This is a genomic window from Thermogemmatispora tikiterensis, from assembly GCF_003268475.1.
In the GTDB taxonomy this organism is placed as follows: Bacteria; Chloroflexota; Ktedonobacteria; order Ktedonobacterales; family Ktedonobacteraceae; genus Thermogemmatispora; species Thermogemmatispora tikiterensis.
The window spans coordinates 1,230,167-1,245,175 of record NZ_MCIF01000002.1 but is presented as its reverse complement, the minus strand read 5'-3'; the positions used below and the strand labels follow the sequence as shown (position 1 = coordinate 1,245,175).

The following is a 15,009-nucleotide window of genomic DNA, read 5'->3' as shown; positions in this document are numbered from 1 at the left end:
GAGGCGGCCATGCGCTATCTGTGGCCTGATTATGTCTATACATCCCGCGGCTGGCAGCGCGATCTGCTGGTGGCCCTGGGTGAGGATGGGCGCATTGCTGGACTGCAGCCACGTTTTGCCGATGGGGTGGCCTTCACCTTGCCGGAGGGGGCTGTCTTAGAGCCGCTGCCGGGCAAGGCCCTGCTGCCTGGCTTTGTGAATGTCCACAGCCATGTCTTCCAGCGCGCGCTACGTGGTCAGGCTCAGCGGCCTGTAAGCGGGCGTGATACCTTTTGGAGCTGGCGCCAGGCGATGTATGCCGAGGCCCAGCGCCTCGACCCTGAACGTCTTTACACGCTGGCCCGGGCTACTTATCGCGAGATGCTGGCTGCCGGCTACACCACGGTTGGCGAGTTTCATTATGTGCACCATCAACCCGATGGTCAGCCCTACAGTCCCCCCAATCTCATGGCTGAGGCCCTGCTACAAGCAGCCCGTGAGGCAGGCATTCGTCTGGTGATCTTGCTTGCCGCCTATGCGCGCAACGACTTTGGCCAGCCGGCCTTAAAGGAGCAGCGCCGCTTCTGCGATTCCTCGGTCGCCGCCTATCTGGAGCGGGTCGAGGCTCTGCGCAGTCAGGGAGCCTCCGTCGGACTGGCGCCGCACTCGGTGCGAGCGGTTCCCGAGGACTGGCTGCGCGCCATTGCCGTCTACAGCCGGCAGGAGCGACTGCCGTTGCATATCCATGCCGATGAGCAACTGGCAGAGATCGAGAGTTGTCTGGCGGCCTGTGGTTGCCGCCCGCTGGAGTTGCTGGCACGCTGCGAGGTGCTTGGGCCGCTGACCACTGTCATTCATGCCACGCATGCTGATCAGCAGGAGCTGGCTCTCCTGGCCAGCTCTCAGGCCAGCGTTTGCCTTTGCCCGACGACCGAAGGCGACCTGGGCGATGGCATTCCGCCGTACCGTGACTTCCTGACGCAGGGCATCCCGCTGGCCATCGGTTCCGATAGCAATACACGCCTGGACCCATTCGAAGAACTGCGCTGGGCTGAGTACACGGCACGTCTACGCTATGGCGAGCGGCGCGTGCTCGTGGCTGAATCAGAGACCTCGCCCGGGGCCTATCTCCTGGCCTGTGGCTGCGAGCATGGAGCAGCAGCCCTGGGTCTCGAGAGTGGGCGCCTTGAACCCGGTCGCCTGGCTGATCTCGTGGCCATCGATCTGGAGCACCCCATGCTCCAGGGCTGGACAGTCGAGAGTCTGCTCGATAGCCTCTTCTTCGGTGCCTCGGCGGAGGTTGTCAGTGCTGTCTGGGTAGCGGGAAGGCAGGTCTATTGCCGCTGAGATGAAAGTCCCTCTTCTCCCGGAGCGGGAGTAGCAGCGATAGACGATGGCCTGTGGTGGTAGATCAGTCGGGTCAGCGCCGCCCTGGCGGTTATCTGAGAACCTGGCTGCTTATCGATCTCGTCGCTATTGTTCCGCTGACGGGCCTGTACCCCCTGACGGCCCGGGCTGTGGCGGTCTCCGGCGGGACGGGGAGCTACCCAGGCAGCCTCTTCCTCATCTATGGCCTGATCGCTCTCTTCTTCTTCTGGGAGTGGAGGGGCTTCTATGCTATTTTTAATGATCTATTATATCCTTGATATTGTTAAGAATATGATTTTGAAGATTGTAATTGTGAGATCGTTTGTGCTGATTCTACGTTGCGCCTGTTCTCTATAGCCTGCTACGGATAAATAGCGTCTGGCTGTATCTCACCTGCTCTACTCTCCCTGTTCAGGATAGTTGGCTGTCTGGCTAACGCGAAGGCTGGATGAGACGCGGGGGCGGTAGCATAGCCGTAGACCGGCCCCTGCGCCTCACTTCCCATAATCACCGGCTCTCGCTCGCTGGCACGCAGTCAGTCACTCAGCCGCTGCGGGTGTATCGACATTGCTGTCGGGTAGAGCCTGGCTGCTGGAGCCGGGTTCAGTGGGTGGTGAAGAAACCAGCAAGCGTGGACGGGAGCGACGTGGGCGCTCACCGGGTTTGGGCTCCAGGACCGGATAACTCTCCAGCAGGCGCAGTGCCTCAGCGACGGCCCGCTCCAGCTGTGGATCGCGCTGGCTAGCGTAGTCCTGGGGAGCGATATCCACCTCGATATCGGGATCGGTGCCGTAATTCTCGACATTCCAACCGACATCTTTGAACCAGAAAGCAAACTCCGGCTGCGTTGTCCGTGTTCCATCGACCAGGCGATGGCGGGGGCTGATGCCAATCACGCCGCCCCAGGTGCGTTTCCCGATCAGCGGCCCCAGGCCCATCAGCTTAAAGCAATGACTAAAGATATCGCCGTCCGAGCCAGCCTGCTCATTGGTCAAAGCGACCATTGGGCCGCGCGGTGACTCCGGGGGATAGGGGACGGGCTGTCCCCAGCGTGGAAAATCGTAGCCGAGGCGGCGACGCGCCAGCTTCTCCAGCAGCAGAGGCGAGACGTGGCCGCCACCATTCCAGCGCACATCGATCAACAGGGCCGGGCGATCATACTCATTCAGGTAGCTACGATGGAACTCCGCATAACCCTCAGCTCCCATATCGGGGATATGGATATAGCCTACGCGTCCCTCCGAGAGCTGATGCACCAGGCGTCGGTTGCTTTCGACCCAATCGCGATAGCGAGCGTGGCGCTCACTGGCCAGAGCCTTCACGGTGATCGTGCGCACCTCGCCGGTGGCTGCGCTCTCGATCGTCAGCTGCACCTCATTATGAGCCTGATTCACGAGCAGCTCCTCGGGACTGCGCTGTGGCCCGACGCGCTGACCATTGATCGCCAGTACCGCATCGCCCTCGGCCACGTTCAGCCCGGGCGAGGTCAACGGAGAAGTAGCGCGGCTGTCGGAGGGATCGCCACGCACAATGCGGGCGATGCGGTAGCGCTCGTGCTCAGCGTCGTAGAGCCAGTCGACGCCAAGGAAGCCTTGTCGATACTGCGGTCCGTGGCGATACTCACCGCCCATCTCATAAGCGTGAGACGTGCCCAGCTCGCCCTGCAGTTCCCAGAGCAAATCAGACAGTTCTGAACGCGAAGCGACGCGTTCCAGCAAGGGGGCATACTGGGCATGAATGGCTTCCCAATCGATGCCTGACATATCCTCATCCCAGAACTGTTCGCGTTGCAGGCGCCAGGCCTCATCGAACATCTGGCGCCACTCGGCAGCTGGCTGCACCGACACCTTCACGCGACCCAGATCCAGCCAACCCGTTTCACGGTTGGCCCGCTCACCGTTCTCTCCTTTGGGAGCCTTCTCACCGGCCTTAACCACGCGCAGGCGCTGACCGGAGCGATAGATCAGCATGCGACCATCGCGAGCCAGCTCAAAATCATCGACGCCATCGATCAGCCACTCATACTTATGGTTCTCCAAATCATAGCACTCGATATGGCCACGGACCGGCGGTGTCTGGCCATCGGTCTGGCTGTGCAGCGCTCCCTCGACCGGAAAGCTCAGGAAGAGGACTTTCCCCTTCATACCGCGGATCTTGCGATAGCGGCCCTCTGGCACGGGGAAGGGTAGCACTCGCTCTGTGATGCCCTCCAGATCGATAGTCATGGGAACAGGACGGCGCTGGCCCTCTTCGCCGTTCTCCTCCTCGCCTTCCTCCTTGGGGTCGCCTCTGGGAGTGCCCTCGGCTCCGGTCCCCGCGGGGCCAGCTCGCTTCTCCTCTTTCTCTCGCCCATTCGGCTGTGGCGCCCGTGGCTCCGGCACAAATGGCGAGCGCTGGTCTCGGCGCAGCATAATAGCGTAGGGCTTCACCCCGCGTGGAAAATTCAAATCGAACTGCAGAGCATCGTAGACTGGATTGAAGATGCGGTACCCCAGGAAGTAGAGAAACTTCCCCTCGGGATCAAAGGAGGGCGCCACGTCGTGTAGCACTGGACGCGTAGCCAGGGCCAGCTCGCCACTCTCCAAATTGCAGAGTTTGATGGCCGTTTGCTGGGCGCTGGAAGGAAAGCTGTAGGCCAACCAGCGCCCGTCGGGCGACCAGGCCACATGCTCGATCTGACCGAACGGGCTGCGATCAAGCAGACGAGCACGACCCTCGACCAGATCGACCACTAGCAGCTCATTGCGGTGGTTCGAGATTGCCACCTCGTCGGCGACTGGCGAGACGTCGACGGTCAGCGCCCGCCCAAACTCGATCTCGGCATAGAGGCGAGGCTCAGCAGCGTCCTCGGGATCAAAGACTACCAGGGCTTCGCGTCCGATGGCATCGCAAACTGCTACCAGGCGCCGCCCATCATTGAGCCATTGCAAGAAGCGATAGCGCACACCATCAGGCTCGCCATACTGAATGACCGGTCCTTCCCAGTTGCCGAAAGAGAACGCCTTGCCACGGGTTGTCACCGCTACCATATGCCCCTGGGGATGGAGGGCATAGGTATCGAGATAGTGAGCCGCGGACACAAACTTGCGATTGCGCTGTGTACGCTGGCTTGGGAGCAGCACCTCCAGGCGGCGTGTCTGGTTGCTCGCGGGATCGAACAGATAAAGATCGGCTCCGGCATGATAGACCAGGCGCTCGCCATCGCTAGCGAGATTACGCGCGTAGAAATCCTCGTGGTGCGTGTGACGACGCAGGTCCTCCCCTTCGGGGGTGCATGAATAGACGTTACTGATTCCCTCATGATCGGAGAGGAAGTAAATGCGCTCGCCCACCCAGCAGGGAGAGCTGATGTTCCCGTCGATGCGCAACAGGCGTTCGAAGTGTCCGCTCCCATCGCGGTCGCACCACAGGTGGCCGACGGTGCCACCGCGATAGCGCTTCCAATAAGCTGCCTCGCGGATGTTGCGACCGAGGACGATGCCGCCACGGGGACCGAAAGAGATCTCATTAGCGGCGCCGTAAGGAAGCTGGCGCGCTAGGCCGCCAGCGGGACTGACGGCGTAGATCACTTCATAGTGCAGGCTCATCTGACCGGCGCTGCTGGCATAGAGGATGGCATCGCCCGTTGGAGTCCAGCCCAGGACCTTACAGGAGGCGGCTTGATACGTCAGGCGGCGGGCCGGTCCACCTGCCGCTGGCATCAGAAAGACCTCGCTGGGACCTTCCTCGTGACCAACAAAAGCAAGCTGGGTGCCATCGGGAGAAAAATGCGGATGGCTGATCGCGCCCATACCTGCCGTCAGGCGTTCAGCGCGTCCACCCTCGCTGGAAACGAGCCACAGGTCGTCCTCGGCCACAAAGACAATCTGATCGTGGTAGATCGTAGGGAAGCGCACATATCCCTGGGAAGGCATATTCTCTCCTTTAGTCGGATCAGGAATTAATCGCTGCTGAGTCCTCTGTATGGCAAAAGAATGACGTCTAGCTCCTTGGCCATATTATATGAGATGAGCTATGCTACTGTGCAGTAGTAGAGAGACTCTAGTGAAGCTACTAGGAGCATTCTAGCATAGATTGCTTCAATTGTCGAGTTTTAGCTGAGTGACGAACGACCGTGGGTGGCCAGCAGCGCAGCCTCAGCCTGGGCAGAGGAAGCGAATGGGCGGGCATCTCGTGGGGAGTATGGCTTGTGCGCAGGGAGAAGCTCGCGTAGGTGATAGGGGCGCTAGAAGAAAACCGGCGGCGACCTGCGCAGGCTTGCTCTTGCCAGAGTGGAGGAAACATGTTAATCTCAGCGTAACAATGCACACCATCACCACCGGGGCAGGCATCCATCACAGATCCACAGAGGAGAGTGTATGACGCAGACAGCACAGGGGAAAAAAGGAGGTTCGCAGAGACAGCGCCGTCCGGGGCAGCGCCAACAAGAGCGAATCAGAAGGCAGGTGCGGCGTCGGAGGCGTCAACAGCTCATTATCACCAGCACTGTGACTCTTGTCATCATTGCCCTGGCCGTGCTGGGCTTTTGGCAGTATCAGCGTGTCAGTGCTCAGCAGGCCGCCTCACGTGAGGCCACAGCGACCGCCGTCAGCAAGGCCCATGCCAACGCCACGGCGACGGCGCTGGCGCGCAACTGCTTCATCGATAGCAGTGCCTCTACGCAGGTGCCCTCGATTTACAGCGCCACGGCGACCCCGACAGCGGGGCCGGCAACCTCGCCAGCGGTCAATGGAACGCCAGTGGTCAAGAGCGATGGACTCAAGTATTTTGACATCCGTACGGGCAACGGTACAGCGGCTAAGAACGGTTCTACCCTGGAGGTGGAATACGTCGGCTGGCTGGCCAATACCTGCAAGAAGTTCGATAGTTCCTATGATCGCAACGGTCAGCCGTTCTCGTTCACTCTGGGCAAGGGGCAGGTCATTAAAGGCTGGGATGAGGGCCTGGTTGGGGTCAAGCCGGGGACGATTCGTCGCCTCTACATTCCGGCGAAGCTCGGCTACGGCAATCAGGCGCAAGGCTCGATTCCGGCTAACTCGGACCTGATCTTCGATGTCATCGTGCTCAGCGTGAAGTAGCCTGAGCGGCCTCGCCGGCTGGCCGCTGGCAAGCTGCCGCGGTCAGCCTTGACAAACATGGTAGTGCAGCGCAAGCCACTGAGGGATGGGAAATGATGGATGAAACAGAGCTGCTGGCGCTCTTTGAGCGTCTGGGGGTTGTCTCGAAAGGGCACTTTGTGCTGACCTCGGGTCGGCACAGTGACGAGTACTGGGAGAAGTTTCGCCTGTTGGAGTGGCCACGGGTCACGGAGCGCCTCTGCGCTGAGATTGTGGCGCGCTATGCTCTCGAAGAGATCGAGGCCGTGGCTGGTCCCACCACTGGTGGGGCGCTATTGGCCCAGGAGGTTGCGCGTCAGCTTGGGACGCGCTGCCTGGTGGTAGAGCCGGCTACCGGTGGTGGGCGTGAGCTGCGCCGTGGCTTTAGCCTGCGGCAAGGCGAGCGCGTCTTAGTGGTTGACGATGTCCTGACGACAGGGCTGTCGCTGCACGAGACGCTGCAGGCCCTGCTGGTCTATGAGCCAACGGTCGTGGGCATTGCAGTCCTGCTGGATCGTAGTGGCGGCGCGGCGGCAAAGGAGTTGCCTGTTCCTTGCCAGGCGCTCCTGACAGTGACGGCACGGACCTATGAGCCTGGCGCCTGTCCTCTCTGCGCTCAGGGACTGCCGTTGACGAAGCCTGGTAGCCGTGGCCTGCGCGCTCCTGGAGGAAGGTCATCATGAGCGGGCCGAGCTTTCTGGAGAAGTGGCAGCAGGCGAGTGGTGATCGTCAGAGTCTGCTGTGCGTTGGACTTGATCCCGAGTTGGAGCGCTTGCCGAAGCCGCTGCAGGGGGGTGGGCCGGAGGCGCTGGTGCGTTTCTGTCGCGAGATCGTAGAGGCAACCTTGCCCTATGCCTGTGCCTATAAGCCGAACCTGGCCTTTTTTGAGGCTCTTGGGCCGCAGGGGTGGTCGCTGTTGCGCGAGATCCTGGCGGCTATCCCATCGGAGGTGCCGGTGATTGCCGATGCCAAGCGCGGTGATATCGGGCACACGGCCCGCGCCTATGCCGTGGCTATCTTCGAACAGCTCGGCTGTGATGCTGTGACAGTCCAACCCTATCTCGGCTACGACGGCGTGCAGCCGTTTCTGGCCTATCGTGAGAAGCTGGCCTTTATACTCTGTCGCACCTCGAATCCGGGTGCGCGCGATTTTCAAGATCTCCTGGTCCGCTCCTCGGCGGCTGGTGCTGAGGGTGAGGAAACGAGTGACTCGCAGCTCACGCCGCTCTATCTGGCAGTGGCGGAACGCGTGCGTCAATGGCAAGAGCGCCACGGCAATTGTGGGCTGGTGGCCGGGGCGACCTATCCCCGCGAGCTGGCGGCCATTCGAGAACGCTGTCCGACCTTGCCGCTGCTGGTGCCTGGCGTGGGAACCCAGGGAGGCGAGCTAGAGGTGGCGGTACGAGCTGGTCTGGATGAGTATGGCGGGGGAATCCTGGTGGCGGTCTCGCGTGCCATCCTGTATGCTGGTGCGGGAAGCGACTACGCTCTGGCAGCGGGCGAGGCAGCGCGGCGTCTGCGTGATGCTATCAACCAGGCAAGAGGAAGCTAGATGCAGCTCACGGTCGAACTGGCGGCGGGACGCAAGAGCAGTCTGCTGCTGCGTAATCCGGTAATGTTGGCTGCCGGGACCTGCGGTTACGGCCTGGAGTACGCCAGAATCGCTGAGATCGAACGCCTGGGAGCCATTGTCAGCAAGGGCACTACTTTGCGCCCGCGGCGGGGTAACGCGCAGCCACGCACGCACGAGGTCGCGGCGGGCTTGCTCAATGCCATTGGGCTGCAGAACCCTGGCATTGAGGCTGTGATCCGCAGATATGCACCGATCTGGGCCACCTGGCAGACGCCCGTAATCGTCAACATCGCCGGCGAGACGGTCGAAGAGTTTGCTGAGCTGGCGCAGCGTCTGGAGGGTGTGCCGGGAGTAGCGGGCGTTGAAGTCAATGTCTCCTGTCCCAACGTCCGCGCCGGAGGCCGTGTCTTCGGGGAGAGTCCCGAGGCAGTAGCCGCAGTCACGGCAGCGGTACGCCAGAGCACGACGCTGCCGGTGATTGTCAAGCTCTCGCCTAATACTGGCGATGCACGTCCAACCGCCCTGGCGGCGGCGGAGGCTGGGGCCGATGCTGTCTCCCTGATCAATACCCTGACCGGGATGGACATTGATATTGAGGCGCGCCGTCCACTGCCAGCCCACGGGACCGGCGGGTTGTCGGGACCAGCGATCAGACCGCTGGCCTTGCGCATGGTCTACGAGGTGGCCCGTGAGTTACGCGACCGGCAACCGCAGGTGGCAGTCATTGGCATAGGTGGGATTACCTCGGCCTCGGACGCGCTGTCCTTTATCATGGCCGGGGCGATCGCTGTGCAGATCGGCACGGCTAACTTTGTGAATCCGCGTACAGGTGTGCTTGTGCTGGAAGGGATTGAGGCTTTTATGCGAGCGCACGGCGTCGAGAACATTGCCGAACTGGTTGGGGCCGCCCTCCCTTAAACCGTGCTCTGCTGAGCAAGCCAAGCCAGAACTGGACGGCGCTTCTCACTATATCTGGAGGCTTGTCCGATCAGGACTGCTCTCTCGCCACATGGGTCTCTATTTCAGCTTCTTGAGAATTGCAGAGCTTCAAGAAGCTGACTCTTTTTTTGGGGGGAGAGGGCAGGAGGCGCTGTAGGACCGAGACGAGTGCTCAGGTCTGGGCACGCTGTTTGAGCAGGTGCCAGCAAGCCTCGGCAATCATCCAGTCTTCCTGAGTCTGGACGACCAGCACGCGCACGGCTGAGTGAGGGCTGGCGATGTCGGCGTCGCCGCCGGGATCGGCGTTACGGCTGGCATCGATGGCCAGGCCGAGGAAGCCAAGGGTCTCACAGGCAGCAGCGCGTACTTCGGGAGCGTGTTCGCCGATGCCACCGGTGAAGACCAGGGCGTCTATGCCTCCCAAGACTGCCAGCATGGCGCCGATTTGCAGACGCAGGCGATGGACGAAGGTGTTGAAGGCCAGACGGGCCCGCCGATTCCCTTCGGCGCGCGCTTGCAGGATGATGCGCATATCACCCGATAAACCAGATATGCCCATTAATCCCGATTCGCGGTTGAGAATGCGGTCAAGGTCGTCTGCGCTGTAACCAGCGTGACGCAGCAGGTAGAGGAGCAAACCGGGGTCGATCGAACCGGAGCGTGTGCCCATCATCAACCCCTCCATAGGGGTGAAGCCCATTGTGGTTTCGATGCTTTCGCCGCCCAGGATGGCGGCCAGGGAGCAGCCGTTACCCAGATGGCAGGTGATGAGGCGCAGGCTGGTGAGGTCGCGCCCCAGGAGCTGAGCGGCCCGGCGCGCGCAGTACTGGTGGCTCAGGCCGTGGAAGCCGTAGCGGCGCAGGCCCTGGGCGAACCATTCGTAAGGGCCGGGATAGATTTGGGCTGGCAGAGGCATATGGCTGTGGAAAGCGGTGTCGAAGACGGCGATTTGCTGTGCCTGGGGAAAGGCTTCTTCTGCGGCGGCGATGGCTTCAAGGCTGGCGCGATTGTGGGAAGGCGCCAGTATCTGTAGTCGCTCGATAGTGGTTTTCAGTTCAGGGGTGATCAGCGCCGGCTCACGGTAATAGGCCCCACCGTGTACAACGCGATGTCCCACAACCCCGATCTCTTCGTTTCGTTCGATGCTGCCTGTCGAGCCGTGGCTGAGACTCTGCAGGATATGTTTGAGGACCGCGGGCCGCTCGCTGGTTGGTAGCGTCTCGCGCTCTTCTTGCCCGCTGGCGCTGCGAATGACCAGTTCGGTTTTGCCCGGCTCGTGCGACCAGTCGGCGCTGGCTTCCCATATGGGAGGTGGCGCCTCTGCTGGTAATGGCGCCTGTACTTCGTATAGTCTGGTCTTTTGGCTGCTTGAACCGGCGTTGAAGACGAGGATTTTCATGTCTTGCTCTGTCCTTTCTGCGGCTCTCTCGGACGGCGGATTGCTCGCCTGGCTCACTGTTTCTTCTTCTATTATCTGTTACGGAGGTCGACCGTGCACAGACGCTGGCACCTCACAAAACTGGCACCGTAGGCCGGCAGTGAGGGGCTTCTAACAAGAAGGGTCTGGGCTGATGCCAGTGTAATGCCTCTGGCGCTTGATGGAGCTCTCCGCGTGAGCCTTGCCTGAAGGGAGTAGCGGTGATAGCATGAAGCAAGTAGCCTCTCTGCTGGCAACAGCCTTGCGAGTAAAATGGTGAAGGATGGATGGCCACAGAGAGAGCAGTGGAGAGCTGGCCAGCCAAGGTGGTGGTCGCAGGCATAGGTCTGCCCATGTGCAGGTACATGGGTCTGTGCGCCGGGCATATACCGGTCAGATACGCATGTATGTACCAGTACTGAGTGTCAGTGAGGAGAGGAGAAGGAGCGAGGCAGCAATGACGGATGCACGACAAGAGATCGATCAGGGGCAGAGTCAGCAAATCCAACAGTCTCGACCGGCTCCTACAGATAGCGCTCAGCAAGAGGAGCGTTTCCTTTATGCGGGCTACCATAGTATCATCAGCGGCGTTGATCGGCATTGGGACTATGGAGGCTTCCCGCTGCCTGACGGCGGTTTCTGGCGCTATCGTGAGCCAAACGCCGTGGTGGTGGTTGAGGGCAATCGTCTGCGCGTGGCGGCGGTCCCGTTAACGCGCTTTCATAACGAGGTGCAGATTCTCGATAACGCCAAAAATATGTTTTTCTCGACACGGCGTTTCACGATGCCCGATGAGGGCACGATTCTCTTTGAGTGGGAGATGCGTGCCCGTGGGATCAATACACGACCACGGGATCTCTACGATGGCTTTGTCTCGGCTCACCTGCTCGATTTCTCCACCGGTATGGCTTTCGATTTCTTCGTCTCTAACGATACGATTGCCACGGTTTATGCGCTCCTGCCGTTTCCAGGGGTGCCAGCACCGCCCGATCCTGAGCCGGAGCGCGCCGTCAAGCCAAAGTACTTCTGCGATTTTAATGAGCTGCCGCTAGAGACGGCGCCCTGGCAGTGGCATCGCTACGGCATCAGCTACTGCAAGGCGCGCGATGAGGTGCGCTTTTTCCTGGATGGGCAGGAAGTGGGTCGCTACAGCGAGGTACCGTGCAAGGTGGACGGCTGCATTCTGGCGCTGGGCCTGATGACGGAGAAGAGCATTGAAGACGGACGCAGCGTTTCGCTGCATGGCCAGGGCCTGATCGGTGAGTGGGGGCCGTTTACGATCACAGTGCGAGGCAATGGGGAGGACGGAGAAAAAGCCCGTCCGTAGAGGCCCGTGCCTGCCAAGCGCGCTGGACGCGGGTGCAGGGTTGCGCTGCCTGGCCACGAGGTGAGGAAAGCTGTCGGCTTTCGTCCAGGGCCAGGCCGGGGAGACCATAAGCATGGGGCCTGGATGGTGCAGGCCCAAAGGGGCAGGTCTCTCTTGGGTACAGGCAGGACCCTTTAGCTGTCCGGCCCGTAAACGGTCGTGTTCGGGAGCATCTCCAGATAGGAGCTGGCGAACCAGATAGAGCGCGGGACGAGCTGATCGGCGAGTTGCCGCCATTGATCCAGGGCCGCCGGCAGGCTCCTGGCGATGCGGAACTCTGTGGCCTCGCGCATCGCCACGGCCAGGAAACCGTCGCGAACGCCAGCTTCTGCCAGAGCACGTAGCCGCTGCTCAAGCCCCTGGACAGGAGGATCACCCGCCCGTCCCACTGTGGCCAGGCTCTTTATCTCCTCATCAAAAGTCACCTCACGAAGCTGTTGACCCGGCTGCTCTGCGTCCTCCTGAGAAAATTCCTCTGTCCTCTTCTTGGCTGCCAGGCGTCTGGCCTCTTCAGCCACGGCGCGGCCTTGCAGGGCCCAGCCAAGAGAAGCCCACAGGCTGCCTAGCCTAGCGGCGATCTCCGGGTCGCGCGGCTGGGGAAAGGCCGTGGCAACCCACTGCTGGATGAGCTGCAGATAGGCTGAGATGCCGTACAGATCATCTGGACCGTAGATCCATTTCTGATCCATCAGATAGTAACCTCCTTACATGCCTGGCCTCCGTTCGTGCTCAATAAAAACTATAAGCTTCTGCAGGAACAGCCAGATAAATCGAACGCCTGTATTCTCTACCTATCTTAGGGTAGATCAGCGCAGACAAAAATACAAGCGCTCACTCGGCTGGGAAGATCTCATTCTCGACGCATAGGGGACCTGGGCGGCAAAGTGCAACTGCACCCGCTCTCTCTTCGCCGCCAGGCCCTTAGCTCAGTCAGGTTGCCGCCGTGCTGCTCTGCGCGCCGCGCTCTGTTGCTGCTCACTGGACAGGGATCGGATTGGCCTTCTCCTGGCCAGCAGATCCCGATTGGGGCCAGCCAGTGTGCGCTAACTCAGGCCAGCTCTTCCAGGACGCCCAGGACGCGCTCGATTTCGGCGGACGTATTATAGTGGCAGAGGCCGAGGCGCAGGGCGCCGCCACGTCCTTCAAGGCCGAGGCGCTCCATCAGGCCGAGGGCATAATAGTTGCCGTCCCAGGCGAAGATACCACGTTCACCCAGGGCGACAGCCAGCTCGCGCGGGTGACGGCCATCGATGGTACAGGCCACTGTTGGGACCCGCTGCGCCAGCTCCTCGGGGGTGGTCCCGCTAATCCCATAGATACGTAGGCCCTGGATTTCGCGCAGGCCCCGCAGCAACTGGGCCGAAAGCTGGTGCTCGTAGTCGCTGATCGCACGCATTGCCACTTTCAGTGTGTGCCGCCGCCCGGCGTAGGACTGCAGCGCGGGATCGTTGCCGTAGTGGGCGGCCTGCTCCTCTCCGAGCAGCGTCAGGTAGTCGATGGCTCCCAACAAACCGGCCAATCCTTCATGGTTCTGGGTACCGGTCTCCCAGCGGTCGGGGACCGCGTTGCTGGCCGGGCGCACCTTGTAGGCTGGGAAGCGCTCTAGCTGTTCGCGCTTGCCGTAGAGAATGCCCAGATGCGGACCAAAGAATTTATAGGCCGAGCAGACCAGGAAATCGGCATCGAGGGCCTGGACATCGATCGGCCCATGCGGTGCATATTGCACAGCATCGATCCACACCAGGGCGCCGACGGCGTGGGCCAGCTCCGTAATGCGCCGCACATCGTTGATGGTGCCAACGGCGTTGGAGGCATAGCCCACGGCCACCAGGCGCGTACGCTCGTTGAGTTTGGCCTGCAGATCCTCCAGATTGAGCGTGACATGCTCGGGATGAATATCGACGGTGCGCACAACTACGCCGCGCTCCTGCAGGGCCAGCCAGGGGGCGACGTTGGCATCGTGGTCGAGGACGGTCACAATGATTTCGTCGCCGGGCTGCAGCGTTTTGCCGATGGCGCGGCTGAAGGCAAAGGTCAGGGTGGTCATGTTGGGGCCAAAGACGATCTCTGCCGGGCTGGCGGCGTTGAGGAAGTCGGCCATCGCCTGGCGCGCGGCGGCGATGGTCTCATCGGTGTGCCGGCTGGTGAGAAAGGCCCCGTGGGCGTTGGCGTTGGCTTCGCGCAGGTAGCGCGTCATAGCCTCGATGACCTGCTGGGCGACTTGGGTGCCGCCGGGGTTATCCCAGTAGATGACGGGCTGACCGTTCATCTCCTGCTGCAGGGCTGGAAAATAGCGACGGTAGGCGCTCAGGTCAAGAGGTACTGTCATGTGGTGCTCCTCCTTGGCAAGTCCCCATTGTCCCTTGCTCTCATCATATCACCTGGCGTCGCCGGCTGGCGCTGGCTCCGTAACTGACCAGGTTGGCCCTGTGCTATAATGGGCCTACCATTGAAGGGGGAAGACCAGAAGAAGGCAGGGGACGATTCGTGAGTACTGCAAATCTGCCACCGACCTATCAGGGACCGGCCCCCGGCTCGCCCGAGCATGTGCGTGCGGTCATCGCCGAGCTGCGGCGCCTTTATCCCGATGCAAAGTGCACGTTGAATTATGAGAATCCACTGCAATTGCTGATTGCGGTCCAGCTCTCGGCCCAATGCACCGATGAGCGCGTCAATGAGGTGACGGCTCAGCTCTTCCGCAAGTATCGCACGGTTGAGGATTTCGCCAACGCTAACCCCGAGGAGCTGGAGCAGGATATCAAGCCGACAGGTTTCTATCGCAATAAGGCGCGCAATCTGCGACTGACCTGCCAGCGGCTGATCACCGACTACGGGGGCGAGGTGCCGCGCAGTATGGAGGCGCTACTGACGCTGCCAGGCGTGGCACGCAAGACCGCCAATGTGGTGCTGGGGAATGCCTTTGGCATCGTCGAGGGCTTCGTGGTCGATACGCACGTCAAGCGTCTGGCGCGCCGTCTCGGCTGGACGCAGAGTGAGGACCCGGAGCAGATCGAGCGCGATTTGATGCGCATTGTGCCGCGCGAAGAGTGGCTGGATCTGTCGCATCTCTTGATCTTCCACGGGCGGGCGCTCTGCCGCGCTCGTGATCCGCGCTGCGAAGAGTGCCCGCTGGTACCGCTCTGCCCCTCGGCTTTCCAGGCCAATGGGGAGACAGCAGCTGCAAAAAAGCGCCCGCGCCGCACCGCTGCACGCTCGTCCTCATAAGTAATAAGTAAGGGGCATTCTCAGCGATAGAGGCAAGGGCAAGCAC

At 61.3% G+C, this 15,009-nt stretch carries 12 protein-coding genes; 8 read left to right on the top strand and 4 right to left on the bottom strand.

Translation table 11 applies throughout. The features are described 5' to 3' along the window. The first annotated feature begins 9 nt into the window (after window positions 1–9). Together A4R35_RS05120 and A4R35_RS05115 are read left to right on the top strand one after the other, a co-directional pair. The gene (locus A4R35_RS05120; protein WP_112427175.1) at window positions 10–1,326 is read left to right on the top strand and encodes a formimidoylglutamate deiminase; all 1,317 of its coding nucleotides are present in this window, start codon (window positions 10–12) and stop codon (window positions 1,324–1,326) included. A gap of 56 nt (window positions 1,327–1,382) precedes the next feature. Beyond that, complete coding sequence (locus A4R35_RS05115; RefSeq protein WP_146747120.1) at window positions 1,383–1,625, top strand: hypothetical protein; 243 nt, start codon at window positions 1,383–1,385, stop codon at window positions 1,623–1,625. A gap of 261 nt (window positions 1,626–1,886) precedes the next feature. On the opposite strand, the gene A4R35_RS05110 is transcribed toward A4R35_RS05115, so the two are convergent. Then, the gene (locus tag A4R35_RS05110; RefSeq protein ID WP_112427171.1) at window positions 1,887–5,261 is read right to left on the bottom strand and encodes a S41 family peptidase; all 3,375 of its coding nucleotides are present in this window, start codon (window positions 5,259–5,261) and stop codon (window positions 1,887–1,889) included. Between the two features lie 444 nt (window positions 5,262–5,705). Here A4R35_RS05110 and A4R35_RS05105 point away from each other — a divergent pair, with 444 nt between their 5' ends. From A4R35_RS05105 to A4R35_RS05090, 4 genes are all read left to right on the top strand, one after another. After that, window positions 5,706–6,425 carry an FKBP-type peptidyl-prolyl cis-trans isomerase gene (locus A4R35_RS05105; RefSeq protein WP_112427169.1) on the top strand — a complete coding sequence of 240 codons (720 nt, stop codon included), beginning with the start codon at window positions 5,706–5,708 and terminating at the stop codon, window positions 6,423–6,425. 92 nt (window positions 6,426–6,517) lie between these two features. Then, window positions 6,518–7,126, top strand: a complete 609-nt coding sequence (pyrE, locus tag A4R35_RS05100) for an orotate phosphoribosyltransferase (protein WP_223258208.1) — start codon at window positions 6,518–6,520, stop codon at window positions 7,124–7,126. Further along, window positions 7,123–7,995, top strand: a complete 873-nt coding sequence (gene pyrF, locus A4R35_RS05095; RefSeq protein ID WP_112427165.1) for an orotidine-5'-phosphate decarboxylase — start codon at window positions 7,123–7,125, stop codon at window positions 7,993–7,995. The genes pyrE and pyrF overlap by 4 nt, the downstream gene beginning before the upstream one ends. After that, entirely contained in the window at window positions 7,996–8,934 is a 939-nt protein-coding gene (locus A4R35_RS05090; RefSeq protein WP_112427163.1) for a dihydroorotate dehydrogenase, read from the top strand. A gap of 193 nt (window positions 8,935–9,127) precedes the next feature. On the opposite strand, the gene A4R35_RS05085 is transcribed toward A4R35_RS05090, so the two are convergent. Then, on the bottom strand, window positions 9,128–10,354 hold the full coding sequence (locus A4R35_RS05085) for an acetate/propionate family kinase (protein ID WP_112427161.1): 1,227 nt from the start codon (window positions 10,352–10,354) through the stop codon (window positions 9,128–9,130). Between the two features lie 475 nt (window positions 10,355–10,829). Here A4R35_RS05085 and A4R35_RS05080 point away from each other — a divergent pair, with 475 nt between their 5' ends. Next, complete coding sequence (locus tag A4R35_RS05080) at window positions 10,830–11,699, top strand: DUF6081 family protein (RefSeq protein WP_112427159.1); 870 nt, start codon at window positions 10,830–10,832, stop codon at window positions 11,697–11,699. 173 nt (window positions 11,700–11,872) lie between these two features. Here A4R35_RS05080 and A4R35_RS05075 read toward each other — a convergent pair whose 3' ends face one another. Together A4R35_RS05075 and A4R35_RS05070 are read right to left on the bottom strand one after the other, a co-directional pair. Further along, complete coding sequence (locus A4R35_RS05075) at window positions 11,873–12,427, bottom strand: hypothetical protein (protein WP_112427157.1); 555 nt, start codon at window positions 12,425–12,427, stop codon at window positions 11,873–11,875. Window positions 12,428–12,786: 359 nt separating this feature from the next. Next, the gene (locus A4R35_RS05070) at window positions 12,787–14,067 is read right to left on the bottom strand and encodes a cysteine desulfurase-like protein (RefSeq protein WP_112427155.1); all 1,281 of its coding nucleotides are present in this window, start codon (window positions 14,065–14,067) and stop codon (window positions 12,787–12,789) included. A gap of 158 nt (window positions 14,068–14,225) precedes the next feature. On the opposite strand from A4R35_RS05070, the gene nth reads away from it, so the two are divergent. Then, entirely contained in the window at window positions 14,226–14,963 is a 738-nt protein-coding gene (gene nth / locus A4R35_RS05065; RefSeq protein WP_223258207.1) for an endonuclease III, read from the top strand. Window positions 14,964–15,009: the final 46 nt, after the last annotated feature.

What these genes read in the sequence shown, in the direction of transcription:
- A4R35_RS05120 (WP_112427175.1), top strand. Translation starts at nt 10, where the DNA reads ATGCGCTATCTGTGGCCTGATTATGTCTATACATCCCGCGGCTGGCAG.
- A4R35_RS05110 (WP_112427171.1), bottom strand. Translation starts at nt 5,261, where the DNA reads ATGCCTTCCCAGGGATATGTGCGCTTCCCTACGATCTACCACGATCAG.
- A4R35_RS05105 (WP_112427169.1), top strand. Translation starts at nt 5,706, where the DNA reads ATGACGCAGACAGCACAGGGGAAAAAAGGAGGTTCGCAGAGACAGCGC.
- pyrE (WP_223258208.1), top strand. Translation starts at nt 6,518, where the DNA reads ATGATGGATGAAACAGAGCTGCTGGCGCTCTTTGAGCGTCTGGGGGTT.
- pyrF (WP_112427165.1), top strand. Translation starts at nt 7,123, where the DNA reads ATGAGCGGGCCGAGCTTTCTGGAGAAGTGGCAGCAGGCGAGTGGTGAT.
- A4R35_RS05090 (WP_112427163.1), top strand. Translation starts at nt 7,996, where the DNA reads ATGCAGCTCACGGTCGAACTGGCGGCGGGACGCAAGAGCAGTCTGCTG.
- A4R35_RS05085 (WP_112427161.1), bottom strand. Translation starts at nt 10,354, where the DNA reads ATGAAAATCCTCGTCTTCAACGCCGGTTCAAGCAGCCAAAAGACCAGA.
- A4R35_RS05080 (WP_112427159.1), top strand. Translation starts at nt 10,830, where the DNA reads ATGACGGATGCACGACAAGAGATCGATCAGGGGCAGAGTCAGCAAATC.
- A4R35_RS05075 (WP_112427157.1), bottom strand. Translation starts at nt 12,427, where the DNA reads ATGGATCAGAAATGGATCTACGGTCCAGATGATCTGTACGGCATCTCA.
- A4R35_RS05070 (WP_112427155.1), bottom strand. Translation starts at nt 14,067, where the DNA reads ATGACAGTACCTCTTGACCTGAGCGCCTACCGTCGCTATTTTCCAGCC.